22 protein-coding genes are annotated in these 25,560 nt (G+C 74.1%); 13 read left to right on the forward strand and 9 right to left on the reverse strand.

Annotated features, from left to right (window positions below; all coding sequences use genetic code 11):
* The first annotated feature begins 6 nt into the window (after window positions 1-6).
* A complete protein-coding gene (locus IFT77_RS15955) occupies window positions 7-444 on the forward strand; it encodes a hypothetical protein (protein WP_192170586.1) in 438 nt (145 codons plus the stop codon).
* Between the two features lie 139 nt (window positions 445-583).
* Entirely contained in the window at window positions 584-1,609 is a 1,026-nt protein-coding gene (locus tag IFT77_RS15960; protein ID WP_192170587.1) for an LLM class flavin-dependent oxidoreductase, read from the forward strand.
* 160 nt (window positions 1,610-1,769) lie between these two features.
* Here IFT77_RS15960 and IFT77_RS15965 read toward each other — a convergent pair whose 3' ends face one another.
* Complete coding sequence (locus IFT77_RS15965) at window positions 1,770-2,561, reverse strand: FadR/GntR family transcriptional regulator (protein ID WP_192170588.1); 792 nt, start codon at window positions 2,559-2,561, stop codon at window positions 1,770-1,772.
* A gap of 94 nt (window positions 2,562-2,655) precedes the next feature.
* Here IFT77_RS15965 and IFT77_RS15970 point away from each other — a divergent pair, with 94 nt between their 5' ends.
* Genes IFT77_RS15970 through IFT77_RS15980 form a run of 3 tightly spaced genes read left to right on the forward strand, consistent with a single transcriptional unit; the run spans window position 2,656 to window position 6,070 of the window.
* The gene (locus tag IFT77_RS15970; RefSeq protein WP_244638897.1) at window positions 2,656-3,558 is read left to right on the forward strand and encodes a proline iminopeptidase-family hydrolase; all 903 of its coding nucleotides are present in this window, start codon (window positions 2,656-2,658) and stop codon (window positions 3,556-3,558) included.
* Window positions 3,559-3,614: 56 nt separating this feature from the next.
* Entirely contained in the window at window positions 3,615-5,060 is a 1,446-nt protein-coding gene (locus tag IFT77_RS15975) for an APC family permease (protein WP_192042395.1), read from the forward strand.
* Entirely contained in the window at window positions 5,057-6,070 is a 1,014-nt protein-coding gene (locus tag IFT77_RS15980; RefSeq protein ID WP_371741092.1) for an acetamidase/formamidase family protein, read from the forward strand. Before IFT77_RS15975 ends, IFT77_RS15980 begins: the two co-directional genes overlap by 4 nt.
* A gap of 92 nt (window positions 6,071-6,162) precedes the next feature.
* Here the strand turns inward: IFT77_RS15980 and IFT77_RS15985 are convergent, their stop codons facing one another.
* The 3 genes from IFT77_RS15985 to IFT77_RS15995 all read right to left on the reverse strand — a co-directional run bounded on the left by IFT77_RS15985 (window position 6,163) and on the right by IFT77_RS15995 (window position 8,903).
* A complete protein-coding gene (locus IFT77_RS15985; protein WP_192170590.1) occupies window positions 6,163-6,861 on the reverse strand; it encodes a hypothetical protein in 699 nt (232 codons plus the stop codon).
* A gap of 160 nt (window positions 6,862-7,021) precedes the next feature.
* Window positions 7,022-8,179 (reverse strand): M20/M25/M40 family metallo-hydrolase, encoded by a 1,158-nt coding sequence (locus IFT77_RS15990; protein WP_197980955.1) that lies wholly within the window; start codon window positions 8,177-8,179, stop codon window positions 7,022-7,024.
* Between the two features lie 115 nt (window positions 8,180-8,294).
* Window positions 8,295-8,903: a hypothetical protein gene (locus IFT77_RS15995; protein ID WP_192170591.1), complete on the reverse strand. Its 609-nt coding sequence runs from the start codon at window positions 8,901-8,903 to the stop codon at window positions 8,295-8,297.
* A gap of 149 nt (window positions 8,904-9,052) precedes the next feature.
* Between IFT77_RS15995 and IFT77_RS16000 the strand changes: the two genes are divergently transcribed.
* Both IFT77_RS16000 and IFT77_RS17320 read left to right on the forward strand, forming a co-directional pair.
* Window positions 9,053-10,282, forward strand: a complete 1,230-nt coding sequence (locus tag IFT77_RS16000; protein ID WP_192042398.1) for an exonuclease SbcCD subunit D C-terminal domain-containing protein — start codon at window positions 9,053-9,055, stop codon at window positions 10,280-10,282.
* On the forward strand, window positions 10,279-13,512 hold the full coding sequence (locus IFT77_RS17320) for an AAA family ATPase (RefSeq protein ID WP_192170592.1): 3,234 nt from the start codon (window positions 10,279-10,281) through the stop codon (window positions 13,510-13,512). Before IFT77_RS16000 ends, IFT77_RS17320 begins: the two co-directional genes overlap by 4 nt.
* A gap of 217 nt (window positions 13,513-13,729) precedes the next feature.
* Here the strand turns inward: IFT77_RS17320 and IFT77_RS16010 are convergent, their stop codons facing one another.
* The 3 genes from IFT77_RS16010 to IFT77_RS16020 form a co-directional block, all read right to left on the reverse strand.
* Complete coding sequence (locus tag IFT77_RS16010; RefSeq protein WP_123547128.1) at window positions 13,730-13,990, reverse strand: DUF6458 family protein; 261 nt, start codon at window positions 13,988-13,990, stop codon at window positions 13,730-13,732.
* A 357-nt stretch (window positions 13,991-14,347) separates the two neighbouring features.
* A complete protein-coding gene (gene aroD / locus IFT77_RS16015; protein ID WP_192170593.1) occupies window positions 14,348-15,142 on the reverse strand; it encodes a type I 3-dehydroquinate dehydratase in 795 nt (264 codons plus the stop codon).
* 1 nt (window position 15,143) lies between these two features.
* Window positions 15,144-16,115 (reverse strand): shikimate dehydrogenase, encoded by a 972-nt coding sequence (locus IFT77_RS16020; protein ID WP_371741093.1) that lies wholly within the window; start codon window positions 16,113-16,115, stop codon window positions 15,144-15,146.
* Between the two features lie 82 nt (window positions 16,116-16,197).
* Between IFT77_RS16020 and IFT77_RS16025 the strand changes: the two genes are divergently transcribed.
* Complete coding sequence (locus tag IFT77_RS16025; RefSeq protein WP_192170595.1) at window positions 16,198-16,647, forward strand: GNAT family acetyltransferase; 450 nt, start codon at window positions 16,198-16,200, stop codon at window positions 16,645-16,647.
* 69 nt (window positions 16,648-16,716) lie between these two features.
* Here IFT77_RS16025 and IFT77_RS16030 read toward each other — a convergent pair whose 3' ends face one another.
* Window positions 16,717-17,655 carry an EamA family transporter gene (locus IFT77_RS16030; RefSeq protein WP_192170596.1) on the reverse strand — a complete coding sequence of 313 codons (939 nt, stop codon included), beginning with the start codon at window positions 17,653-17,655 and terminating at the stop codon, window positions 16,717-16,719.
* Window positions 17,656-17,954: 299 nt separating this feature from the next.
* Here IFT77_RS16030 and IFT77_RS17605 point away from each other — a divergent pair.
* The 3 genes from IFT77_RS17605 to recQ all read left to right on the forward strand — a co-directional run.
* Window positions 17,955-20,143, forward strand: a 2,189-nt coding sequence (locus IFT77_RS17605) for a bifunctional UDP-sugar hydrolase/5'-nucleotidase (RefSeq protein WP_371741095.1), incomplete at its 3' end; no start/stop codon positions are given.
* A 43-nt stretch (window positions 20,144-20,186) separates the two neighbouring features.
* Complete coding sequence (locus IFT77_RS17610; protein ID WP_192042404.1) at window positions 20,187-21,140, forward strand: CPBP family intramembrane glutamic endopeptidase; 954 nt, start codon at window positions 20,187-20,189, stop codon at window positions 21,138-21,140.
* A gap of 31 nt (window positions 21,141-21,171) precedes the next feature.
* Entirely contained in the window at window positions 21,172-23,340 is a 2,169-nt protein-coding gene (gene recQ, locus IFT77_RS16040) for a DNA helicase RecQ (RefSeq protein ID WP_192170598.1), read from the forward strand.
* Window positions 23,341-23,489: 149 nt separating this feature from the next.
* Here the strand turns inward: recQ and IFT77_RS16045 are convergent, their stop codons facing one another.
* Window positions 23,490-24,107 carry a hypothetical protein gene (locus IFT77_RS16045; RefSeq protein WP_192170599.1) on the reverse strand — a complete coding sequence of 206 codons (618 nt, stop codon included), beginning with the start codon at window positions 24,105-24,107 and terminating at the stop codon, window positions 23,490-23,492.
* A 238-nt stretch (window positions 24,108-24,345) separates the two neighbouring features.
* On the opposite strand from IFT77_RS16045, the gene IFT77_RS16050 reads away from it, so the two are divergent.
* Both IFT77_RS16050 and IFT77_RS17615 read left to right on the forward strand, forming a co-directional pair.
* Window positions 24,346-25,119, forward strand: a complete 774-nt coding sequence (locus IFT77_RS16050) for a lysophospholipid acyltransferase family protein (RefSeq protein WP_192170600.1) — start codon at window positions 24,346-24,348, stop codon at window positions 25,117-25,119.
* A gap of 172 nt (window positions 25,120-25,291) precedes the next feature.
* Window positions 25,292-25,560 (forward strand): NAD(P)-binding domain-containing protein (locus IFT77_RS17615; RefSeq protein WP_371741094.1); only part of this gene is annotated, 269 nt, incomplete at its 3' end.

Here is a 25,560-nt window from a genome sequence, read left to right on the forward strand (position 1 = left end):
TCGACGGTGGACGACGACCTGCCCTGGGCCCGCTACCAGAAGGACAGGCTGCCGCGCGGCTGGGGCTGGCCCCTGACCCGCTCGACCGTCGCGGAGCTGCTGCGCGAGCAGGAGGTGGTGGTCGACGAACTGCACTTCGGGATGCCCCTTCTCCCGGCCGACCTGTCCCGCGTCTGGCTGGTCTCCGCGCGGATCCCCGGGAACGCCGTCTCGCCCCTGCGCATGCCGTCGGTCGACACTCGTAGATCACGCCCCTGGCTCCTGGTCAGAGCGTTGAGCCCGGAAGCCGGGAGGGCCGTCCCCGCCGAGGTCGTCCGGGCCGAGGTCGTGGCGACGATCGCCTGGATCGCCACGACCCTGAGCAGCGGTGACGCGCGCCTCGCCAGCGACCACTCCCGGTCGAGCTGGTGGGACGGAGAACGGGCCGTCTCGCGAGAAGACTGAGCTGGGCTCGGCGGCCGCGCGGAGGGGCTGCGCGGGGCAGGCGTCAGGGGACGAGACAGGCGTGGGCCCACGCCTGCCTCGTCCCGCGACGCCGGCGTGACGACGCGCGCGGCGCAGCGGCCCCTGCGAGACTCGGGGCATGCCCGTACACGGTTCCCCGCTGCAGCGCCTCGGCTTCCTCACGATCGGGTCGTTCGACCCTGCGTCCCCGGCCGGCGGCCACGAGGACACGCTGCGCGTCATCGAGCGCGGCGAGCAGCTCGGCCTCGACAGCGCCTGGCTGCGGCACCGGCACCTGCAGCCCGGCATCTCGTCCCCCGTCGCGATCATGGCGGCCGCGTCGCAGCGCACCAGCCGCATCGAGCTCGGCACCGCCGTCACGCCGATCGGCGCCGAGAACCCGTTCCGCCTGGCGGAGGACCTCGGCACGGTCGACGTGCTGCTCGGCGGCCGCCTCAACCCCGGCTTCTCGACGGGCACGCCGATGAACTTCGACCTCTACCGCGACGCGATCTACCCCGACACCCTCGACCAGGAGGACCTCGGCCCCGACCGCCTCCTGCGCCTCCGCGACCTCGTCCGCGGCGACGTCGTCAGCGCTTCGCCCGGCCGCCGCGGCATCGAGGAGTTCAGCGACGTCGTGCAGCCGCACAGCCCCGGCCTCGTCGACCGGCTCTGGTGCGGCGTCGGCAGCACCCGGTCGGCGGTCTGGGCCGGCGAGCACGGGTTCCACCTGTTGGCGTCGAGCGTCACGAAGGCCGAGCAGGGCACCGACTTCGCCGTGAACCAGCGCGCCCAGATCGACGCGTACCGCGACGCCCACCCGGCCGGCGCCTCCGCCCGGGTCTCGCAGGGCCTCGTCGTCGTGCCGACCGACTCGGCGACCCCGGAGCAGCGCGCCCGCTACGCCGCGTACGCCGAGTCGCGCGCCGGGCGGGTGGGTGTGCCGCAGGGCCCCGGGCAGCTGCTCTTCGCCGCTGACCTGGTCGGCACCTCGGCCGAGATCGCCGACGCGCTGCACGCCGACCCGGCCTACCAGGCGGTCGACGAGGTCGCCTTCGCGCTGCCCTTCGCCCTCGAGCCGGACGACTACGCGCAGATCCTCACGGACCTCGCCGAGCACCTCGGGCCCGAGCTCGGCTGGGCTCCTGCGCCGACGCCCTGACGACCGCGACCGCGTCCGCGCAGGCGCGATGAACCGCGTTCCGAACGATGAACCGCGTTCTATCCCCGTTCATGGTTCGGAACGCGGTTCGAGGCGAGAGAAGACTGGCCCTGGGCCTCTCGCGAGGCGGAACGGGTCGTGATGCGACCACAGCACGAGATCAGGCGCTGCCAGCGCCGCTGCCGCCGCCGCCGCGCACCACGCGCTCGAGCAGCTCGAGGTCGATGCCGACGTGCGCCCGAGCGAGTGACGCCGCCTCACGTGCCCGCCCCGCGCTGATCGCGTCGACGATCGCCTCGTGCTCGGCGAGCGCGCGCAGCTCCATCTCGCGCATGCCGTCCCGACCGCCCCAGGGGTGGGCCGGCGCGGCGATGCTGACCCGCGCCTCCAGCTCGAACAGGACGTCGCGCAGGACGGCGTTGTGGGCGGCCTCGGCGATCGCGACGTGCAGCAGCTCGTCGGCCTTCTGCGAGGCGAGCCCCGACTCGGCGGCGCGGTAGGCCTCGAGCCGGTCGCGCAGCAGGGCGACGTCGGCGTCCGTTCGGTTCTCGGCCGCCGCCTCCGCGACGGTGCCGTGCAAGCGGCCGATGGCCGCGCTCGTGTCGCTGAGGTCCGACCACCGGGCGGCGAGGGTGCGCTGCGCGACGGCGGACGTCGACCGGGCGTCCTGCTCGGGGCGGGAGTCCTGCGCGAGCACGAACGACCCGCCCCCGCGCCCGCGCTGCGTCTCGATCAGCCCCTGCTCGACGAGCCGCGCGAGGGCCTGCCGCACGGTCATGCGACCGACGCGCAGCGAGGTCGCGAGCTCGCGCTCGGCGGGGAGGCGCTGGCCGGGCAGGTACTCGCCGGTCGCGATGGCCGTGACCAGGCGGTCGGTGATGTCGTCGGCCCGGGTCGTCGGCTCGAGGGGAGCGTCGAGGGCACCGGAGGCGGTCGTCTCGCTCGTCGTCATCCGCCCTGCCCCTGCCTGCGTCCGTTGTTACGTCCACGTTAAGTCACGAACAAAGGTCTTGGCACGAGACCTTTCCGGGTGCATGCTCTCTCGCATGTCCACGAGCACCGCCGACGTCCTCCCCTTCCGTGACGGCCACACCTGGCTCCAGGTGACCACGCCCGACGAGCCGCGCGCGGGCGCCCTGCCCCTCGTCGTGCTGCACGGCGGCCCCGGCATGGCGCACGACTACCTGCGGAACCTCGCGGCGCTCGCCGACGAGACCGGCCGCACGGTCGTCCACTACGACCAGTTCGGCTGCGGCCGCAGCAGCCACCGCCCCGGCGCCCCCGTCGAGACCTGGACCCCGGCGCTCTTCGTCGCCGAGTTCGACGCCGTCGTGGCGCACCTCGGCCTCGAGCGCTTCCACGTGCTCGGCCAGTCGTGGGGCGGCATGCTCGGCGCCGAGATTGCGGTGCGCCAGCCCGCGGGGCTCGCGAGCCTGGCGATCTGCAACTCGCCCGCCTCGATGCAGCTCTGGGTCGAGGGCGCGGCCGAGCTGCGGGCCCAGCTGCCGATCGACACGCAGGAGGCGCTGCAGCGTCACGAGGACGCCGGCACCACCGCCGACCCCGAGTACCTCGCCGCGACGCAGGTCTTCTACGAGCGCCACGTCTGCCGTGTGGTCCCGATGCCCCAGGACTTCGTCGACAGCGAGGAGCAGATGGAGGCCGAGCCGACGGTCTACCACACGATGAACGGGCCGAACGAGTTCCACGTCATCGGCACGATGCGCGACTGGAGCATCGTCGACCGGCTGCCGCGCGTGTCCGCCCCGACCCTCGTCGTGGCCGGCGAGCACGACGAGGCGACGCCCGCCACCTGGCAGCCCTTCGTCGACGGCATCGCCGACGTCCGCTCGCACGTCTTCGCCGGAGCCAGCCACTGCAGCCACCTCGAGCAGCCCGAGGAGTTCCGCCGCGTCGTCGCGGCGTTCTTCGCGGCGCACGAGTCCTGAACCACCCCCACCGCACCTCCTCGTCGTTCACCCGCCTCGACCCGAGAAGAGACACCATGTCCGAGAAGACCGCGTCACCCGAGCTGAGCAACCAGCAGCAGCTCGAGCAGTACGGCTACAAGCAGGAGCTGAAGCGGTCGGTCTCGACCGTCGACCTGCTCATCTACGGCCTGATCTTCATGGTGCCCATCGCGCCGTGGGCGATCTTCGGCACCGTCTACAACGCGTCGTCGGGCATGGTGCCCCTGGTCTACCTCGTGGGCCTCGTCGCGATGATCTTCACGGCGCTCGCCTACGCGCAGATGGCCAAGTCGATCCCGCTCGCCGGCTCGGTCTTCTCGTACGTCGGCCGGGGCATCCACCCGATCGCCGGGTTCTTCGCCGGCTGGGCCATCCTGCTCGACTACCTGCTCGTGCCGACGCTGCTCTACGTGTTCGCGGCCGAGTCGATGATCGGCATCTTCCCGGGCAGCGCCCGCTGGATGTGGGCGCTGATCTTCGTCGCGATCAACACCGCGGTGAACCTGCTCGGCATCAGCTCGATCAAGATGATGAACCGCGTGTTCCTCGCGATCGAGGTCGTCTTCATCGCGATCTTCGTCATCATCGCCGTGGTCGCGCTGAACAACGGCACCATCCCCGGCGCGGAGTTCACGACCGACCCGATCTGGGACTCCAGCAAGGTCACCGCGCCCCTCATCGCCTCGGCGCTGTCGATCGCGGTGCTGAGCTTCCTGGGCTTCGACGGCATCTCGACCCTCTCGGAGGAGAGCACCGGCAAGCGAGGAGGCGCGGGCAAGGCGATGATCATCGCCCTGTTCATCGTGGCGTTCTGCTTCGTGCTGCAGACCTGGCTGGCGAGCGCGCTGGCGGGGGGCCGGGACTCGTTCCCCGAGGGCGAGGCCGGCAACGCGTTCTTCGACCTGGTCAGGGCCGCGTCGAACAGCGGCTGGGCGACGGCGTTCTTCGTCGTGAACGTGCTCGCGGTGGGCATCGCGAACGCGATGGCGGCGCAGGCCGCGACCTCGCGCCTCCTGTTCTCGATGAGCCGGGACAAGCAGCTGCCCGCGTTCCTCTCGAAGATCAACACGCGCAAGGTGCCGCAGGCCGCGATCCTCGTCGTCTCGGCGCTGTCGGCCGTGCTCGTTCTGTTCTTCGTCGGGCAGATCAACGTGATCGCGTCGCTGGTGAACTTCGGCGCGCTGTTCGGCTTCATGCTGCTGCACGTCTCGGTCGTCGTGCACTACGTCGTCAAGAAGAAGTCGCGCAACTGGCTGCTGCACCTCGTCGTGCCCGTGGTCGGGTTCCTGATCATCGGCTACGTGCTCGTCAACGCGGCCCCCGAGGCGAAGATCGGCGGGCTGATCTGGCTCGTGCTCGGCGCGGGCGTGTTCCTGTACTACCGCAGCCGAGGAGGCGCCGCCCCGACCCTGGGACAGGGCGCCGACGACGCCGCGGTCGCGTCGACCCCGGCCACCGACTCCGAGCGGCACGACGCGTGAGCGGCGGCGACCTGAACGACCCGGCCCTCTCGGGCGGTCGTGACGATCTCGGCGAGGCGGCCCCCGCCTCCTCGGGGCAGCTCGTCGGCATCGACCACTTCCTCGGCAACGAGCTCGGCCGCCCCGGCTTCACCGCCTCCGTCGAGCCGGTGCTGCGGATCACGCCGGGCACCGGCGAGACGATCGGCTTCGAGACGAGCGACGCGGTCTATGCCGAGCTGCACGGGCACCACGACCTCGCGCAGCTGTCGGTGCCGATCAACCCGGTCACCGGGCCGGTGTACGTCGAGGGAGCGATGCCCGGCGACGCCCTCGCCGTGACGGTGCACGACATCCGGCTGGTCGACCACGGCTGGTCGGTCAGCCTGCCCGGCTCGGGAGCGCTGCAGCACGTGATGGGCGACGAGATGTTCACCCGGCGCGTGCCGATCGACGCCGACGGGGTGCACGTGACGTCGCGGCACACCTTCGCGGCGCGGCCGATGATCGGCTGCATGGGCACCGCGCCCGCCGAGGGCGAGAACTCGACGATCATGCCGGCGTACCCGCAGGGCGGCAACATGGACGTCACCGAGAACACGATCGGCTCGACCGTCTACCTGCCGGTGATGATCGAGGGCGCGTACCTCTCGATCGGCGACGTGCACGCGATCATGGCCGAGGGCGAGTCGTCGTTCGTGGCGATCGAGGCGCAGGGCACCGCGGTCGTCTCGATCGACCTCGTGAAGGGCCTCGGGCTCCGGGCGCCGCGGATCGAGACGGCCGACGACTGGATCTTCGTCGGCCTCGGCGACCCCGTGCAGGAGAGCGTCCGGCGGGGCTACGAGGACGCGTTCGCGTTCCTCGTCGACGACCACGGCTGGTCGCGGGGAGACGCCTACGCCGTGCTCAGCGCGGTCGGGCACTCCCGGCTGGGCGGGCCGACGGGGTCGGTCGCGCCCGACCCGCTGCACCCGTTCGCGGCGGTCGGCGCGGTGACGCTGCACCGGGTGCCGAAGAGCGTGCTGTAGCCGCGCCGAGCTGCACCGCTTCGAACCGCGTTCCGTTCAGAGAACCCCGTTGCTCGACGGTTCTCTGACGGAACGCGGTTCGTCGCGAAGGGTCAGCTCTCGAGGTGCGCGAGCATCGAGCCGATCAGGTCGTTCGTGGGCACGTTGTACTGCTCGACGGCGATGTAGAGGTCGCCCCGGACGAACCAGGTGTGAGCCGCCTCGATCGGGTACTGCTCGACCTCGATCGGCTGCTGGCAGAGCTGGCCGCCGTGCGCGTCCTCGCAGGTGGCGCCCGCAGCGGTGACCTGATCGAGCAAGGAGGCGGCGGTCGGCTGGTCGAGACGGCCGAGGATCACGCCGATGCCGGTGATGTCGGCGGCGGGGTCGCGCCAGAAGCAGTCGAGCTCGGCGGCGGCGTCGACGATCTGGAACGGCTGCGCTCCGGCCTCGGGGACGGTCGCCGTCCGTGAGCCCCTGGCGGTGCCGTCACGACGCGGGAACTCGACCGGGTTGAGCGGGGTGCTGCCGAACGTGGCGGCGTAGGTGGCCCCGTCGACGATCTGGGTGCAGTCGGTCGGGATGGTCACGACGGGCGCGGCGGTCTCCGTCTCGGCGGGCTCCGTCGGCTCCGCCGTGGGCGACGACGTCTCGCCCGGCGTCTCCGTCGGGGTCGGGACGGCCACGGTCTCGGTCGGCCCCGCCGTGACGTCGTCGCCGGACGCGCCGCCGGCGCACCCGGTGAGCCCGATCAGCGTGGCGGCCACGAAGGCGGCGGCCCCCAGCGTCGTGCTGTGTCGTCGGTTCGTCATGGCGTTCCCCCTGCTGTCGTCTGCGGTGCCGTGCGCCCGTCGGTACGGGTGCCTGCGCCCACGGTAGCGAGCACGAGGAGGCGCACCGTCCTCCCCGAGGATGACGGGGCCGCCTGCCCGGTCACGATCCGATCACGCTGCCCGCGTGCCCGGCGAGTGCCTACGCCAGCTCGACGAACAGCGCTGAGACGAACTCGGTGCGCTCGACCATGCCGCCGAGGCTGATCCACTCGTGGCGGGCGTGGGCGCCGCCGCCGACCCCGCCGACGCCGTCGAGCACCGCGCAGCCGAGCGCCGCGGCGAAGTTGCCGTCGCTGGCGCCGCCCACCGACACCTCGCGCAGCTCGAAGCCGAGCGAGTCGGCCACGGCGGCGGCGCGTCCGTAGAGCGCGGCCGTCGCCTCCGTGCGCTCCATCGGCGGCCGGTTCCAGCCGCCGGTCACCTCGACGCGGGCGACCGGGTCGTGCGGCGCGAGGGCGGCGAAGACGGCCTCGACCCGCGCGGCCTCGTCCGCCGACGTGACCCGCACGTCGACCGAGGCGCGGGCGTGGCCGGCGCGGACGTTGGTGCGGGTGCCGCCCTGCACGATGCCGACGTTGAGCGAGGTGCCCGCGTCGATGTCGGCGGCGCCGTGCAGCTGCAGGATGATCCGGGCCATCTCGTCGACGGCGCTCGCGCCCGAGCGCGGGTGCAGACCGGCGTGCACCTCGACGCCGAACGTCTCGACCTCGAAGATGCCGACGCCCTTGCGGGCGGTCTTGACGGCGCCCTCCGCAGCGGACTCGAAGACGAGCACCGCGCCTCCTCGGGATACCTCGGCCTCGATGGCGGTGCGCGACGCGAGGCTGCCGATCTCCTCGTCGCCGTTGAGCAGCAGCCGGACGCCCGGCCGGGGCAGCCCCAGGGCGTCGGAGGCGGCGATCGCGTGCCCGAGCTGGATCAGCCCCGACTTCATGTCGAAGACCCCGGGGCCGGTCATGTGGTCGCCGTCGATCGTGACGGGCCACTCGGCGAGGGTGCCCTCGGACCAGACGGTGTCGTAGTGGCAGAGCGCCGAGACCCACTCGGCCGAGCCGGTGGGCGACGGGTACTCGAGGGTGACGGTGTCGCCGTAGCCCTCGACGACGTGGACGCGGCGCTCGGCGGGCGGGCCCGCGGTGCGGCCGAGCCAGTGCTCGATCCACTCGAGGCCGCGGGCGAGCAGGTCGACGTCGTCGGAGGGCGTCTCGAGCGACGCGTAGCTGACCAGGTCGGCGACCATCGCCTCGCGCCGCTGCTCGATGCGCTCGCGCAGGGCGGTGATGTCGAGGTCTGTCACGGTGGTGCCTCCGGGGGAGTGGCGGCGCGGACGCCGACGTCGCTCGCCAAGAGGACGCACCCCCAGGGTAGGAGGCGCGGGTCGTGACCGCCCGCCCGCCTCCTGCGCGCACGGGTCAGGGCGCGTGCTCGCCCGGGGCCGGCGGCTGCAGGACGACCTGCTCGGCGCCCTCGCGGTCGAGCGTGCCGGGGAAGTTGTAGCGACCGAACGCGCCGGTCGGATCGTGCGGGCTGACGGGCCGGGCGATCCGCGAGCCGCGGATCACGGCGAGCAGCAGCTCGCGGCGCTCGTCGTCGAGCACGGGCTCGGCGCGGTCGCGCAGCAGCACGGACGCTCTGCGCCCCTTCTTCTGCCCGAAGCGCAGCAGCAGCCCCGAGGCATCGTCCCTCGACAGGGGAAGCAGCTCGGCCGAGTCGACCTGCTCGAACGCGAGCACGCGACCGCGGATCCGGAGGCGCTTCCCGGCGACGTCGACCGCGAACGGTCGCGAGAGGCGCAGCACGACGTTCCAGGTGATCGCGGCCGCCGTGCTCCAGCCGACGAACCAGATCGGCACCGTGATCAGGCCCCAGGTCTGGAACGGCGACTCGCCCGACTTCGAGAAGAAGGCGCTCGCCGTGCCGACGAGCACCGCGATCGGCAACGCTGTCCGCATCACCCGGAGGAACGCCCGCTGCTTGGGGGCGTCGGCGAACTCGACCCAGGTGCCGGCGTCGTCGGTCATGCGCTCGAGGGTACGGGAACGGTGCCGGGCGAGTGCCGATGTCCCAGCGAGCGTCCCTGCGGTGTCGGCGGTGTCGGCGGCCGCCGATACAGTGGCGGCGATCTGACGACGGCCGTCACGGCCACACCGACCACGACGAGGGGGCGACCGTGCGCATCCTGCACACCAGCGACTGGCACCTCGGGCGCACCCTGCACGGGGTCGACCTGCTCGAGCACCAGGCCGCGTTCGTCGACCACCTCGTCTCGCTCGTGGCCGAGCGCGACGTCGACGTCGTCGTGGTGGCGGGCGACGTGTACGACCGGGCCGTCCCCTCGGTGCCGAGCGTCCGCCTCCTCGGCTCGGCCCTGCGGCGCCTGAGCGATCACGCCGTCGTCATCGTGACCCCGGGCAACCACGACAGCGCCGTGCGGCTCGGCTTCGCGGCCGAGCTGATGCGGCCGGGACTGCACGTGCTCGCCTCGGTCGAGGCCCTCGACCGGCCCGTCGTCGTCGCCGACGAGCACGGGCCGGTCGCGTTCTACGGGCTGCCGTACCTGGACCCCGACACGGTCCGGCACACGCTGGCGCTGGGTGTCGGTGCGGGTGCCGGCGAGGATGCGAGCCTCGGTGCCGATGCGGGGCCCGGCCCCGCCGCCGAGCGCCTGCCGTTGCCGAGGTCGCACGAGGCCGTCGTCGCGGCCGCGATGGACAGGGTGCGCGCCGACCTCGCCTCGCGCCCCGGCACCCGTTCGGTCGTCGTCGCACACGCCTTCGTCAGCGGGGGCGAGGCCAGCGAGAGCGAGCGCGACATCCGGGTCGGCGGGGTCGACTCGGTGCCCTCGGCCGTGCTCGACGGCGTCGACTACGTGGCCCTGGGGCACCTCCACGGCGCCCAGCGCATCGGCGCGTCCCGCGGCGAGCGACCCGTGATCCGGTACTCGGGCTCGCCCGTGGCCTTCTCGTTCGGCGAGCTCGGGCACGTCAAGTCGACCGCGCTCGTCGACCTCGACGCCGGGGGAGGCGCGACGGTCGAACTCGTGCCTGCTCCCGTCCCGCGCCGGCTCGCGGAGGTGACCGACACCCTCGAGCACCTGCTCGACGGCCGACACGACGGCCTGCGCGACGCGTGGCTGCGCGTGCACGTGACCGACCCGGTCCATCCCGAGCGCCTGTACAGCCGGGTCAAGGCGCACTTCCCGCACGCGCTCGTCGTGCTGCACGAGCCGGTCGGCGCCGTCGACGCCCCCGCACTCCGCCTCGTGACTGCCGAGACCGATCCGCTCGAGGTGGCCGCCGACTTCGTCGCCTTCGCCTCGGGCGGCGCCGCGACCGACGCCGAGCTCGCGGCCGTGCGGCACGCCTACGAGACCGCCCGCAGCGCCGAGGAGTCCGCGTGAACCTGCACCGCCTCACCCTCCGCGCCATCGGGCCGTACGCGGGCGAGCACACGGTCGACTTCGCCGAGCTGGGCGCGTCCGGCACCTTCCTGCTCGAAGGGCCGACGGGCGCGGGCAAGTCGACGGTGATCGATGCCATCGTCTTCGCGCTGTACGGGTCGCTGGCCGGCGAGGGTGCGAGCCGCGACCGGCTGCGCAGCCACCACGCCGCCCCCGACGTCGAGCCGTTCGTCGAGCTCGTCTTCGAGACCGCCGCGGGCATCCACCGGGTGAGGCGCACCCCGGCCTGGCGGCGGCCGAAGAAGACCGGCACGGGCACGACCCCGGCGAACGCCACGGCGACCCTCGTCCGCCTGACGTCTCCCGACGCGACCGGCGGCGAGCCGGTCTCGACCAGCACGCAGGAGGTGGGTGGCGAGATCGGACGCATCCTCGGCCTGACGCGCCAGCAGTTCGTGCAGACGGTCGTGCTGCCCCAGGGCGAGTTCGCCGCGTTCCTCCGCTCGACGGGAGAGGAGCGTCGCACGATGCTCCAGTCGCTCTTCGGCACCGAGATCTACGAGGCGACGACGGCGCAGCTCGTCGAGGCTCGGCGTTCGGCGAACACCGAGGTGGCCGCCGCCGACCACGCCGTCGAGCTCGGCTGGGCGCGCCTGCGCGAGGCCGCCGGCGTCGGCAGCGACGACGAGCTCGGGGGCGCTCATGACGAGCCCGCACAGGGTGGCTCCGCGCTCGACGGCGACGCAACCCAGGGTGACGGGGCGTCCGACGCCGACGCCGACGCCGCGATCGTCGTCGTCCGTGACCTCGCGGAACGGCTCGATGCCGGGCCCGACTCCGACCCGGACGCGGTCCTCGCCGACCTCGTGGCGGCGGCCGCCACGGCGCAGTCGCTCCGTGACCGGCGGGCAGCCCGTCGCGACGAGCTGAGGTCGACCCTCGACGCACGACGTCGGCTCCGTGAGGCCCTCGACCGTCGGGCCGCGCTGCTCGTCCGCGCCGCCCAGCTCGAGGCCGCCGAGCCGGCCGTCCACGAGGCGCGTGACGACCTCGACGCTGCCGCCCGTGCCGACCTCGTCACGGGAGCAGCCCGAGGTGCAGCCAGAGCCGAGGAGGCGGTCCGTGCGACGGCGGACGAGCTCGCCCGTGCTGCGCGCGCGGCCTCCGTAGCCGGGGTAGCCGCTGCCGGCGCCGCTGGTGCCGACGCTCGACCCGACGCCGACGCCGCCGCCGCCGCTGAAGCCTCGAGCGTGCCCGCCGCCCCCGCCGCCGCCCCCGCCCCCGATGCCGATGCCGCCCCCGCCCCCGACGCGGCCGCGCTGGTGGCCGAGCGCGACCGGCTCCGGTCCGAGCTGGCCCTGCTCGCCGAGACGGCCAAGGTCGAGGCGGCGCTGCCGGCGCGGCGAACCGCCGTCGAGTCGACCCAGGCGCGACTGTCCGCACTCGACGAGGCCCGTGCTGCCGCCGACGCCGAGCTCGCCGGTCGGCCCGAGGCCCGCGAGGTGCTCGAGGCCGAGCGCGACGATGCCGCCCGTCGAGCAGGAGGCCGCCCCGCGGCCGAACAGGCGCTGGCGACCGCCGAGCAGCAGGCCGCCGCCCTCGACCGCGTCGCGGTCCTCGAGCGGGACGCCGAGCAGGCCGCGACGGCGCTCGCGTCCGCCAGCCGCGACGCGGTCTCGGCCGTCGAGGCCGAGTCGGCCCTGCGCCTCCGCCAGATCGCCGGGCTCGCGGGCCAGCTCGCGACGACGCTCTCGGCGGGTGAGCCCTGCCCGGTCTGCGGCTCCGTCGAGCACCCGGCCCCGGCTGCCCTCACCCCCGAGCACCCGAGCGACGACGACGTCGACCTCGCCGCCGCTCGTGCCCGGTCGGCGCAGGACGCGCAGCGCCGCGCGGCCGAGCTCGCCTCCGCCGCCGAGGCCCGACATGACGACGCGCGCACGGCTCTCGACGGCCTCGATGTCGACGCTGCCCGGGTGGTGGTCGACGCTGCCCGGCTGCTGGTGCGCGAGGCCGTGGCCGCCGAGCAGGTCCTCGCGGCGGCCGAGCGCGCGCTCGTCGCGTTCGACGCCGACACCGAGCGTCGCCGGTCGGCTCTCGCCGTGGTCCTGACCGAGCACGCGACCCTGGCCGAGCGTCTCGTCGGCGAGCAGCGGCGACTCGACGACGACGCGGCCGTGGTCGGGGCCGCGCTGGCGGGGGCAGGCGAGTCCGTCGCCGGCATCGTCGCCGAGCGTCGGGCCCGCGCCGAGGCCGCCGAGCGCCTCCTGCGCGCCGTCGACGCCCACGGGACCGCCGTCGACGCGCGAGCCCAACGCGCGGCAGAGCTGGCCGCTGCCCTCGCCGAGTCGGGCTTCGACGACGCCGCGGCCGCGGCGCGCGCCGTGCTGCCGGCGCCCGAGCGTGACACGCTGCGCACCCGGGTCGGACGGCACGAGGCCGACCTCGCCGTCGTCGCCTCCGGGCTGGCCGAGCCCGAGGTCGCCGGTCTGTCCGGCGACGAGGAGGTCGACGTCGACTCCGCCGTCGAGTCGCTGGCCGCGGCCGAGGCCGCCCTCGCCGGGGCAGCCGAGCTCGCGACCCGGCGTGCCGCACGGGCGACCGCGTCGGCGGCGGCCCTCGACGACCTCCGACGTGCGCAGCGGGCCGGGGCCGAGGTCGCCGACGAGGCCCGGGCCGTCGTGCGGATGGCCGACCTCGCCAGCGCGACCGGCTCCGTCAACGTCAAGGGCGTGACCCTCGGCACCTACGTGCTGCTGCGACGCTTCGACGACGTGGTCGCCGCGGCCAACGCCCGGCTCGGCGTCATGTCGAGCGGCCGGTACGGGCTGGAGGCGTCGGACGAGCGCGAGCAGCGGTCACGATCGCGTCGGGTGGGCCTCGCCCTCGCGATCCGCGACCACGCGACCGACACGACACGCGACCCCGCGAGCTTCTCGGGCGGCGAGACCTTCTACGCGTCGCTCAGCCTGGCGCTCGGGCTCGCCGACGTCGTGCAGGCCGAGGCCGGCGGGCTCGAGCTCGGCACCCTCTTCGTCGACGAGGGCTTCGGCTCGCTCGACCCCGAGACCCTCGACGCGGTGATGACCGAGCTCGGGCGCCTGTCCGACACGGGTCGCGTGATCGGCATCGTCAGCCACGTCGACGAGCTCAAGCAGCGCATCGCCGACCGCATCGAGGTGCGACGGCAGCCGGACGGCTCGTCGGTGCTGCGCACCACCGTCGGGTCCTAGCCGGGCGCGATCGCGATCGCGCCCGGCTAGGAGCCGCCGGGGCCCGACTGAGCTCGGCTGCGCCTGACCGCGGCTGGCTGCGCCCGAGCCTGAGCCCGAGCCCGGCGCACAGGGACGGGCGGGTCCGTCGCGACCGGGCGCTCGTGAGCGCCCGCCCGGGACGAACCCGCCCGTCGATGTTCATCGACCCCGGGAGGGTGCGTGTCGGCAGAGCCGGTCAGACGACCGGGCCGCCGCCGTCCTGCGTCGAGCGACGCGTGACCTGCTCGCCGCTGGCCGGGTCGACGGCCGTACGCGCCTCGGTCACGGTGCGGCGACGACGCGTCGCGAACACGATGCCGAGGATCGTCACGAGGACGCCCGCCGCGATGAGGATGTAGCCGATCAGCATGATGTCGATGCCCGCGACCTGGAAGTCCAGGGCGTACGCGAGGATCGCGCCGATCACGATCAAGGCGATTCCGCCGCCGATGCTCATGGTGTCTCCTTCGTCGAGCGGGGGAGTGTCCACCGCGGTGGGCCACGGTACCGACGCCGCGCCTTCTGCGTCACCCCTTCTTCGGGCGTGCACGGGGGCAGACGGCGCCACGGGGGCGACGACCGTCGCACAAGTACGTCGGGAGACCTCCTCCCGCCGGGCCGCGTCCTCGCGGTATCCTCAACTCACTCCGGCGGGTACCCGGCCCTGGAGTCCCTGTTCAGCGACGTCCGTCGCTCGTGTTTCCCGGTGTGGGACACAGGGCCGGGTCCGTCGGAGCCCATGGTGCGCAGCCCGCCCCGTCCCCGGCCTCAGCCCCCGCAACCCGCAGCCCGCAGCCCGCAGCCCGCGCGCGGCTCACGCCTCGGGCGTCGTCGCTCCGTGCAGCAGGTCCAACGCCGAGCGCACGCCCGCCGCGTCGAGCTGCCCGGGCGCGCTCGCCCCGTCCGCCGTCGCTGCGGCGAACGTGAGGCACGACCCGAAGGTCTCGCCGACGAGCCGGGACGCCGCGCCCAGCGGGCCCATCGACATGGTGATCGCCGGCACGAGGCCCGGGCCCGACCGGAAGTCGTCCGTCGCCGCGAGCAGGGTGAGCACGTCGGCCGGGCTCGCGGGCATCGCGGCGAGCTTCACGACGTCGGCGCCGTGCTCCTGCTGCTGCAGCAGGCGCGAGAGGATCTCGGCCCGCGGCGGCGTGCCCGCGAAGTCGTGCGACGACATGACGACGACGACGCCGGCGTGGTGAGCGGTCTCGACCACCGCCTCCCGGATGTCGGGCTGCGTGAACATCTCGACGTCGACCGCGTCGACGCCCCCGTCGCGGATCGTGCGGGTGAGCAGGTCGCCGTACTCCTCGGGCGTGATGTCGCGGTCGCCGCCCTCCTGCTTCGTGCGGAACGTGAACAGCACGGGGACGTCGTCGGGCAGCGCGGCCCGGACGGCCGCGACCGCCTCACGGACCTTCTCGGCGTCGTCGACGGCCGTGAGGTGGTCGACCCGCAGCTCGACGAGGTCGTAGGAGGCGCGGGTCAGCTGGCCGGCAGCCTCGCCGAGCGCCGAGGCGGTCCGGGCGACGAGGGGCACGCACACCGCGGGCCGGCCGTCGCCGAGCACGAGCGACCGCAGCGTCGCGGGCTGGGGCGTCGGGCGCACGTCAGGCCACCGGCGAGGTCGTCGTGGCGGCGGAGGCGATGGCGGCGTCCGCAGTGCTCGCCGCGGTCGCGGCCGTCGCCGCGGTCGAGCCCGTCTCCGGCAGGCCGACCGCGGCGCGCATGGCGGCGCGCACCCGGTCCTCGTCGTCGAGCCGCTCCTCCTGCGCCCGTCCCGTGAACAGGCGCACCTGCGACACCGCCTGCTCGAACAGCATGTCGAGCCCGCTGAACGCGATGCCGCCGTCGGCCGACCAGGTCGACGCGACGCGGGTCGGCCACGGCTCGTAGGCGACGTCGAACAGGATCGACGACCCGCTCCGCGGGCGGAGCGGGAGGTCGTCGGCGACCCCGCCGGGCAGGGTGCTGATGACGAAGTCGAGCGGAGCCAGCGTGACGAGCTCGGTCAGGGGCGCGATGCTGATGTCGCCGCCCAGCTCGCTGGCCAGCGAGGTCAGCTCGCCGGCACGCATGGGGTTCCGCAGGTGCACCGAGAACGAGCGGGCTCCGAGCTGCCACGCGGCCCACATGGCCGAGGAGGCGGTGGCCCCGCCACCGAGGATCGTCGCGCTCTCGGGGCGCGCGTCGTGGTGCGCCTCGACCGTGCGGACGATGCCGTCGACGTCGGTGTTGTGGCCGTGGCGGCGTCCGTCGTCGTCGATGACGACCGTGTTGGCCACGCCGAGCGACAGGGCGAGCGGCGAGACCGTGTCGAGCAGGGGGAGGACCTCGCGCTTGAGCGGCATCGTGAGGCTCAGCCCGCGCCAGGGTCGGTCGCCGGTGTCGCCGGTGCCGGTGCCGCCGGTGGTCCCGGCCAGGAACTGCTCGAGCTCGCCCGAGGCGACCTCCGCGCGGTCGTAGTGCCAGTCGAGCCCGAGCTCCGCGTAGGCCGCCCGGTGGAGGGCGGGCGACAGGGAGTGGGCGATCGGCGAGCCGAGCACGGCCAGGCGGCGGGGAGCAGCGGACAAATCGGGCACCTCTCTGACGGCGGACGGACGCGACACAGTATGCCCGGGCCCCCTGGGCCGTCCCTCCTCCCGTCCGTGCCAGCATCGTCGGATGCAGATCCGTCCCTTCGCCCCCGCCGACACCGAGGCCGTCGTCGCCCTCTGGCACGAGTGCGGCCTCACGCGCCCCTGGAACGACCCGCACCGCGACATCGAGCGCAAGCTCGCGGTGCAGCCCGAGCTCTTCCTCGTCGGCACCGAGCTCGTCCAGCCGGTCGACAGGACCGGCAGCCCCGAGGAGGTGCTGGTCGCGACCGCCATGGCCGGTCACGAGGGCCACCGCGGCTGGCTCTGGTACGTCGCCGTCGCGCCCGGGCACCGCGGCGGCGGCCGCGCCCGCCAGATCGTCGCCGAGGCCGAGCGCCTGCTGCTCGAGGCCGGCTGCCCGAAGGTGCAGCTGATGGTGCGCTCCGGCAACGACACCGCCGAGGCGACCTGGGGCAGCCTCGGCTACGAGCCGTCCGACGTCGTCGTCTACGGCAAGCGCCTCATCGAGGACTGAGCCGCCGGCCAGCCCGCCTGGCCGGCGGCCCGCCCGGCCAGCCCGCACGGCCGCTCAGCGCGGCGCCGCTCAGTCCAGCGCCAGCAGCGCCGCCGCGCCGAGGGCCAGCACGAGCCCGCCGATCTGAGCCCTCGTCAGCCGCTCGCGCAGCACGACGGCCGCGAGCACGACGGTCGCCGCCGAGTAGAGCGCGGTCAGCACGCTCATCACGGTGAGGTCGCCGACCCGCAGCCCCACGAGGATCAGCACGTTCGCCCCGCTGTCGGCGACGCCGCAGGCGAGGGCCAGCCCCAGGGCGCGACGCAGGGGCAGGAGGTGCGGGGCGGCCTCGGCGACCGGCGCCGCGCCTCCTTCGCCCCGCTGCCGCAGAGGAGCACGCCCCGGCTCCTCGGCTCGCGAGCGCCCCCGCACCCGCGCGACGAGAAGCAGCAGCAGCACCGCCCCTCCCGTCAGCACGAGGTTCGCCGACCGGTTGGCGACGAGCGGCACGAGCCCGGAGTCGTCCGGCGTCCGGTCGAGGAACACGAGCACCAGCCCGATCCCCGCGCCGGCGCCCAGGGCCATCAGCAGCCCGCGCGCGCTCGGTCGCGGAGCCGACGGATCGGGCACGAACCCGACGAGCACCACGGCGACGAGGGCGAGCGCGATGCCGGCCCAGCCCGCGCCTCCCAGTCGGGAGCCCTGCGCCAGTCCGACCCCCACCGGCACGATCGCCGAGACCACCGCCGTGAGGGGCGAGAGGATGCTCATGGGCCCGAGGGCGAGGCAGGCGTAGAGCAGGGCGAGGGCGACGGCTCCCGCGACGCCGCTGAGCAGGCCCCAGCCGACGGCCGCCGTCGAGGCCGTGCCGGGCACGACGAGCAGCAGCAGCGCGAGCACCACCAGCCCGCTCGCGGCGGCGATCGCCGTGACGCGCAGCGGGGCGATCCGGCGGGCCGCGAGTCCGCCGAGGAAGTCGGCCGAGCCGTAGGAGGCGGCGGCCAGCAGGCCGAGGACGGCGGCGATCACGGCGACTCCAGGAGGTGCGGGGCGAGCCAGGACGACAGCTGTCGCCTCGCGAGACGGCCGTCGCGTTAACAACGGATGACGAAGCTGCGGGAGGCCTTGTCGGACTCCCAGCTGGATCTTATGGTCGTGGGGGCCGTCCCTCGACCGGGGGGCAGGCCGTCGAGGCCGATCCGGCCCCACCCCGCAGCCCACCAGGAGACACACTCGTCATGCGCCCCCGCCCCGCCGCCACACCCCAGCGCGAGAACGGGGGCCGGCGACGTCGCCGCGCCGCCCTCTCGCTCGTCGCCGTCACCACGATGGGCCTCGGCGTCCTCGTCGCCGCCCCGGCCGCCCAGGCCGCCCCGCTCACCGTCGACATCGTCGGCATCAACGACTTCCACGGCCGCATCGAAGCCGACGACGGCGTGGGCCGCAACACGGTGATCGGCGGCGCTGTCTCGCTCGCGGGCGCCGTGGACGCGGTGCGGGCCTCGAATCCGAGCACGCTCTTCGTGTCGTCGGGCGACAACATCGGAGCGTCGACCTTCACCTCGTTCATCCAGCAGGACGAGCCGACGATCGAGGCGCTCAACTCGATCGGCCTCGACGTCTCGGCCACGGGGAACCACGAGTTCGACCAGGGCCAGGACGACCTCGACGGACGGGTCGACGACCTCAGCGACTTCCCCTACGTCGCGGCGAACATCATGCGCGGTGCCGAGCACGCGTACGACCCCTACGTCGTGAAGACGACGGCCAACGGCGTCCGCGTCGCCTTCATCGGCGCCGTCACCGAGACGATGCCGACGCTCGTCTCGCCGGACGGGATCGAGGGGCTCACCTTCACGCCCATCGTCCCGGCCGTCAACGCGGCGGCCGCGGAGATCGTCGCCGCCGACAGCGCCGACGCCATCGTGCTGCTCGTCCACGAGGGCGCCGCGGACGCGACCCCGGCGGCCATCGGGGGCGACACCGCCTTCGGGCGCATCGCCCGCGGCGTCAGCCCCGACGTCTCGGCCATCCTGTCGGCGCACACGCACGCCCAGTACAACACCACCGTCGTGCCCGACGGCGGCACCGTCCCGCGTCCCGTGGTCCAGACCAGCAGCTACGGCGCCTTCCTCAGCCACTTGACGCTGTCGGTCGACCCGGCGGCGACGGGTGCGCCGCGAGACACGGTCACCGCGAACCTGCTCGCCCAGCAGAAGCTGTTCGGCTACCCGGCGGGCCCGAACCCCGACATCGCGAAGATCGTGGCCGACGCGGTCGCCGTGGCCGAGGTGCGGGGGCGTGAGGTGATCGGCTCGATCGGCGACTCGTTCAACCGTGCCCGGCAGTCCGGCGGCGTCATCGAGAACCGCGCCGGCGAGTCCACGCTCGGCAACTTCGTCGCCGACGCCCAGCTCGCCACGACCACGGCCAACGGCGCACAGCTCGCGTTCATGAACCCGGGTGGCCTGCGCGCCGACCTGACGTACGTCGGTCCGGACGGCGACGTCACCTACCGCGCCGCCGCTGCGGTCCAGCCGTTCGCGAACACCCTGGTCGTCGTCGACATGACGGGCGACGACATCCGCCGCGCGCTCGAGCAGCAGTGGCCGACGAGCACCCGGACGACCACGCTCAAGCTCGGCACGTCGGCGAACGTCTCGTACACCTACGACCCGACGGCCCCCGCAGGTGCACGCATCAGCACCCTGTCGATCGACGGCACGCCCGTCGACCCCGCCGCGGTCTACAAGGTGACGGTCAACTCCTTCCTCGCGTCGGGCGGCGACGGCTTCACGGCCTTCGCGAACGGGCTCCCGCACGCCGACAGCGGCAAGGTCGACCTGCAGAGCCAGCTCGACTACTTCGCCGCCCAGCCTGAGGACGAGCAGTCCCAGCCCGACTTCGCGTCGCGGTCCGTCGGCGTGGCAGGCCTGACGCCCGCGCCCGCCGCCGGGTTCGCTGCCGGCGACGTCGTGTCGATGACGCTGTCGTCGCTCGTGCTCAGCCAGGCCGCCCCCGGGGCGACGGGCGTGGTCACGGCCTCGCTCGACGGCGTGCAGCTCGCGTCGGCACCGATCGACGCGACGAACCTCGACTCGGGCGACGAGCAGGGCACCGCGACCCTGACCTTCACCGTCCCGGAGGGCATCATCGCCCCCACGGCTGGCCCCGTCACGCGCTCGCTCCGCCTCGCGGTGGCGGGCACCGGCACGGAGGTCGACCTGCCGATCGTGTTCGTCGCCGCCGCGGCCCCCGTGGTCGTCGACCCGACCCCCGGCGACGGTGACCCGGGCACGCCCGGCACCCCGGGCACCGGCGCGGGTGCCGCACCCGGCGCGGGTCCAGGCACCGGCGCGGGCACGGGCTCCAGCTCGACCCCGCGCCCCGCGGCCGCGGGCGACCTCGCCTTCACCGGCTCGGACGCGGCCACGACGGGCCTCCTGGCGGCGCTCGCCCTGATGCTCGCCGGAGCCGGCGTGCTCACGGCCACGCGCCTCCGCCGCCGTCGCGAGCTNCTGCACAGGTGCGGCCGGGCCGCCGGCGTTAACCTCGGGGGCGTGACCACCGCCTCCGTCGAGTACCACCGGCTGTTCCGTGCGCTGCCGACGTACCGCTGGTGGCGGCCGCTGCTCGCCGCCGTGATCGGCGCCGTCCTCTACTGGGTGCTCGCGAACGCGGTCGTGCTGGCGATCTTCGCGGTCCTCCGGGCGGTCGGCGGCCAGGAACTCACCTCGACGGTCGCGCAGGGCGTCCAGGACGACCCGCTCGACGCCTCCCAGCCGCTCGTCCTGCTCACGACGCTCGCGTCCATCGCGACGCTGCTGCCTGCTGCCCTGCTCGCGACGAAGCTCGCCGGCCTCGGACGACTCGGCCAGCTGTCGAGCGTCACCGGCCGCCTCCGCTGGCGCTGGATGGCCCGCACGCTGCCCGCCGCCCTCGTGCTCATGACGCTGACGGTCGGCCTCAGCTACCTCGTGCTGCCCCCGCTGACGGGCCAGGCGATCGGCACGGGTCCCGTGACGACGCCGCCGGCCACGATCGTCTGGTCGGCGCTCGTCATCCTGCTGCTCGTGCCGCTGCAGGCCTCCGCCGAGGAGTTCGTCTTCCGCGGCTTCGCCATGCAGGCGCTCGGGTCGTGGATCGCCTGGCCCGTGGTCGCGATCGTGCTGCCGACGGCCGCGTTCGCGCTGTCGCACGCCTACAACCCGTGGGGAATGCTCGACGTCGCCGTGTTCGGGGTCGCGGCGGCGTGGCTGACCTGGCGGACGGGAGGGCTCGAGGCCGCCATCGTCGGCCACGTGCTCAACAACACCGTCCTGTTCCTGCTGCTGGCGCCCTTCGCGGGCACCGAGGCGAGCGACGGCAGCCCGCTGGGTCTCGCCGTCACGGTCGTCTGCACGCCGGTCTGGGCGTGGCTCGTGACCCGTGCCTTCCACAGGTCGGGGGAGCGTCGGTCCTCCCCGGCATCGCCCGCCGACGGCACCGTCCACGAGGAGGCGCAGGTCGGCTGACGCTGTCGGCGCAGCCTCCTAGACTCGTCGCGTGACCGACCCCGCCGCACCCACCGCCACCGCCGCGCCCTCCTCGTCGGGCCCCGCCGGGGCTCCTCTCGAGGTGCTGCAGCGCGTCTTCGGCTACGACGCGTTCCGCGGCGACCAGGCCGCGATCATCGACCAGGTGGTCGGCGGCGGCGACGCCCTCGTGCTGATGCCCACCGGCGGCGGCAAGTCGCTCTGCTACCAGGTGCCGGCGATCGTCCGGCCGGGCACGGGCGTCGTCGTCTCGCCCCTCATCGCGTTGATGCAAGACCAGGTCGACGCCCTCGAGGCGGTCGGCGTGCGGGCGTCGTTCCTCAACTCGACACAGGATCCCGACCAGCGGCGAGCCGTCGAGCAGGCCTTCGTCTCCGGCGAGCTCGACATGCTCTACCTCGCTCCCGAACGGCTGAAGCTCGACTCGACCAAGTCGCTGCTCGACCGCGGCCGGGTCTCGTTGTTCGCCATCGACGAGGCGCACTGCGTGGCTCAGTGGGGCCACGACTTCCGCCCCGACTACCTCGAGCTGTCGGTGCTGCACGAGCGCTGGCCCGACGTGCCCCGCATCGCCCTCACCGCCACTGCGACCGAGACGACGCACCGCGAGATCTCCCGTCGGCTCGAGCTCGACGACGCGGCGCACTTCGTCGCCGACTTCGACCGGCCCAACATCCAGTACCGCATCGAGGCGAAGGACGGCCCGCAGCAGCAGCTGCTCCGGTTCATCCGTGCCGAGCACGAGGGCGACGCGGGCATCGTCTACTGCCTGTCGCGCAAGTCCGTCGAGGGCACGGCCGAGTTCCTCGTCAAGCAGGGCATCGCCGCCCTGCCGTACCACGCGGGCCTCGACGCCGGCACGAGAGCACGCAACCAGTCGCGGTTCCTCCGAGAGGACGGCATCGTCATGGTCGCGACCATCGCCTTCGGCATGGGCATCGACAAGCCCGACGTGCGGTTCGTCGCGCACCTCGACCTGCCGAAGTCGGTCGAGGGCTACTACCAAGAGACCGGTCGAGCGGGGCGCGACGGCCTGCCGTCGACCGCCTGGCTCGCCTACGGCCTGCAGGACGTCATGCAGCAGCGCCGGATGATCGACCAGTCCGAGGGCGACGCCGAGCACCGCCGCAAGCTCGGCGCCCACCTCGACGCCATGCTCGCCCTCTGCGAGACCGTCGAGTGCCGGCGCGTGCAGCTGCTCGGCTACTTCGGCCAGGCGAGCACGCCGTGCCACAACTGCGACACCTGCCTGAACCCGCCGCAGGCCCTCGACGGCACCGTCCCGTCGCAGAAGCTGCTGTCGACGATCGTGCGCCTCAAGCGCGAGCGGAACCAGCAGTTCGGCGCGGGGCAGATCATCGACATCCTGCTCGGCCGCACGACGCCGCGCATCACGCAGAACCGCCACGAGCAGCTCTCGACGTTCGGCATCGGCACCGAGCTCAGCGAGATCGAGTGGCGCGGGGTGGTCCGCCAGCTGCTCGCCCAGTCGGTGCTCGCGGTCTCGCCCGACGGCTACGGCACCCTGCTCATCACCGACGCGGCGGCCGAGGTGCTCTCGGGGGCGAAGCAGGTCCGCCTCCGCAAAGAGCCGGAGAAGGCTCCCCGCGTCCGCGGAGCCCGCGGGTCGTCGGGCAGCGGCTCGTCGCGAGGGTCACGCGGCGGCTCCGGGGCTGCCGACCTCGACGCGGCCGACGTGCCGCTGTTCGAGACGCTCCGCCAGTGGCGGGCGGGCATCGCGAAGGCGCAGGGCGTCCCGGCCTACGTCGTCTTCGGCGACGTCACGCTGCGGGGCATCGCGTCGAGCCGTCCGGGCTCGATGGGCGAGCTGGCGGGCATCAGCGGCGTCGGCCAGAAGAAGCTCGACACCTACGGCCAGCAGGTGCTCGACGTCGTCTCGGGGGTGGCCCCCGAGGAGGCGGCGGCCCGGGCGGCCGAGTCCGGTGCCGGCACCGGCGCGGCCGACTCGGGCTCGACGTCTGGCTCGACCTCGGCCTCTGGCCCGACCCCGTCGTTCCGGGCGGAGACGAGCTCCCGCAGTCGTCCCGCCGCACGCAGTTCCCGCCCGGCGCCGACGACGAGCACGGCCCCGGCGGCCGACTCGGAGCCGTTCCCGTTCGACGACGAGCCGCCGTGGGACCCGTACGACGAGTCCGTCCCGCCCGACGACAACTACTGACGGGCCGCCCAGCCGAATGCCGGGCCTGGCTGACGCGAACGGGACGAGGTGACGCGGGGCCCCGCGTCACCTCGTCCCTTTCGGGTCGTATGAGGCACCAGGGTCTCGCGTGAACGACCGCGTCGGCGCGGAGGAGTCGTGGCGGCAGATCAGCGGCGCGGGGCAGCCTGCTCGGAAGGGACGCCGGGAGGCACCACAGGTGCAGGCACGATCGCGACCGGCGCCGTCGGCGTCCGTCGCTCCGAGACGGGCCCGGCCGACCCGAGCCGCAGCTCCGTCGTCCGCTGGGCGAGCATCACGAGTGCGACGGTGAGGGCGATCATCGCGCCGAACCCGCCGAGGAAGGGCCCGCCGCCCAGTCGGGTCACGTACGCCGCAGAGAGCAGCATCGCGCTCGCCAGGGGCGTGGTCAGGTAGGCCGCGCGCACCGGGACCAGCGGCACCGTGCCTCCTCGGGTGCCCTGCACGCGGAGGGCGACGAGCGTCGCCGCCACCGCGGCGAAGAGCGCCCCGGCGGTCGCGTAGAGCGCCGTCGCGGCGAGCGGGGCCACGGTGCCGACGTGGCCGGCGTGGACCGCGCCGAGCACGGAGAGCACGGCGAAGCCGACGTGCCAGACGGGGGCGAGCAGCCAGGCGGCCCGCCTCACGCGACCCGCGGGCAGCGGCAGCAGGCCGTCGAGCGGCCCCTCGACGAGGTCGCCCTGCGTCCGTCGTCCGTCGTCGAACGTCAGCCCCCGCTGCGCTCCTGTACCTCGTCCAGTCCCCACGCGGCGAGCATAGGGAGGGGCTCGGACGGGCCGCAATCCTCCCTGAGGGGGACACCCGTTGTCCCCGCACCGGGCGACAGCGGGCCAGAGGGGCGGCCCTGCCCGCCACCCGCCCCGCCCGAGGAGGCGGTGAAAGGGTGAGTAGATCTCGCTTCCGCGGAGGCCGACGTCGCTGCCGCGACCGGTCCGGGAACGGACCCCAGGAGGGCTCGTCGGCAGGTTCGACGCGACGCGCACGATGCTGCGCATGCCCCGCGAGGCATGCCGTCTGCGCCACAGTGGTGCCGTGCTCACCTTCCTCAGCCGCGTCGTGCTCGTGCCCCTCGTCCGGCTGCTCTGGCGCCCGAGGGTCGTCGGGCGGCGCAACGTCCCCCGCCGCGGTGCTGTCATCCTCGCGAGCAACCACCTCTCGTTCATGGACAGCGTCGTGATCACGCTCATGGCCCCGCGCGAGGTCTCGTTCCTCGCCAAGAACGCCTACTTCACGGGCACCGGCCTCAAGGGGCGGCTCAGCCGGTCGTTCTTCTCGGGCATCGGCGCCATCGGCGTCGAGCGGGGCGCAGGCGCCGCCGCCCAGCAGGCCCTCGACCTCGGCCTGGGCCGCCTCACCGAGGGGCACGCCTTCGCGATCTACCCCGAGGGCACGCGGTCGCTCGACGGTCGCCTGTACAAGGGCCGGACCGGCGTCGCCTGGCTCGCGTTGACGAGCGGCGCCCCGGTCGTGCCCGTCGCGCTGACGGGCACCCAGGAGCTGCAGCCGGTCGGCACGACCGTGCCGCGCCTCCGTCGCTTCACCGTCGAGTTCGGCGAGCCGATCGACCTCTCGCACCACGGCGACGCCAAGTCGGGTCGCGCCAGGCGGCACGCGACGGACGAGGTGATGGCCGCGATCCAACGACTGAGCGGCCAGGAGGAGGCCGGCACCTACAACGAGCCGCCGACCCCGTCGGTCGTCGAGCGGGTCCGCCGCGCGATCCGGCGCGACCCCCTCGGGTCGGACGCCATCGACTGACCCGGACCGCGCCTCCCGGGGCCCCTCGAGGAGGCGCGTGACGCTTTCCGGGAACGGCTGCCGGAGGCGCGTCGCCCCTCCCCGGATCCGCTGCAGGAGGCGCGGTGCGCCTCCCGGGTCCGGTGTCGGCGGCCGGGCGTACGGTCGACCCCGGCGGCGCGCGGCGCCATCGGTGCGTCGACCGAACACGATCGACACCACGAACACGAACACGAACACGAACACGACGACGCGGCCCGGCGAGACGCCCGGCCGCAGGCGAGGAGCAGGCATGAAGGTCGCGGTGCTGGGCACGGGGATCATGGGGCAGGGCGTCGTCAGGACGCTCCTGCGCGAGGGGCACGACGTCACGGCGTGGAACCGCACCCGCGACAAGGCCGAGCCGCTCGCCGGCGTCGGGGCGACCGTCGTCGACACCGCCCGCGAAGCGGTCGACGGGGC

Source organism: Frigoribacterium sp. CFBP 13729 (assembly GCF_014841875.1).
Taxonomy (GTDB): domain Bacteria; phylum Actinomycetota; class Actinomycetes; order Actinomycetales; family Microbacteriaceae; genus Frigoribacterium.

What these genes read in the sequence shown, in the direction of transcription:
- IFT77_RS15965 (WP_192170588.1), bottom strand. Translation starts at nt 2,561, where the DNA reads ATGACGACGAGCGAGACGACCGCCTCCGGTGCCCTCGACGCTCCCCTC.
- IFT77_RS15960 (WP_192170587.1), top strand. Translation starts at nt 584, where the DNA reads ATGCCCGTACACGGTTCCCCGCTGCAGCGCCTCGGCTTCCTCACGATC.
- IFT77_RS16050 (WP_192170600.1), top strand. Translation starts at nt 24,346, where the DNA reads ATGCTGCGCATGCCCCGCGAGGCATGCCGTCTGCGCCACAGTGGTGCC.
- IFT77_RS16010 (WP_123547128.1), bottom strand. Translation starts at nt 13,990, where the DNA reads ATGAGCATCGGCGGCGGAATCGCCTTGATCGTGATCGGCGCGATCCTC.
- IFT77_RS15970 (WP_244638897.1), top strand. Translation starts at nt 2,656, where the DNA reads ATGTCCACGAGCACCGCCGACGTCCTCCCCTTCCGTGACGGCCACACC.
- IFT77_RS15995 (WP_192170591.1), bottom strand. Translation starts at nt 8,903, where the DNA reads ATGACCGACGACGCCGGCACCTGGGTCGAGTTCGCCGACGCCCCCAAG.
- IFT77_RS16025 (WP_192170595.1), top strand. Translation starts at nt 16,198, where the DNA reads ATGCAGATCCGTCCCTTCGCCCCCGCCGACACCGAGGCCGTCGTCGCC.
- IFT77_RS15985 (WP_192170590.1), bottom strand. Translation starts at nt 6,861, where the DNA reads ATGACGAACCGACGACACAGCACGACGCTGGGGGCCGCCGCCTTCGTG.
- IFT77_RS15975 (WP_192042395.1), top strand. Translation starts at nt 3,615, where the DNA reads ATGTCCGAGAAGACCGCGTCACCCGAGCTGAGCAACCAGCAGCAGCTC.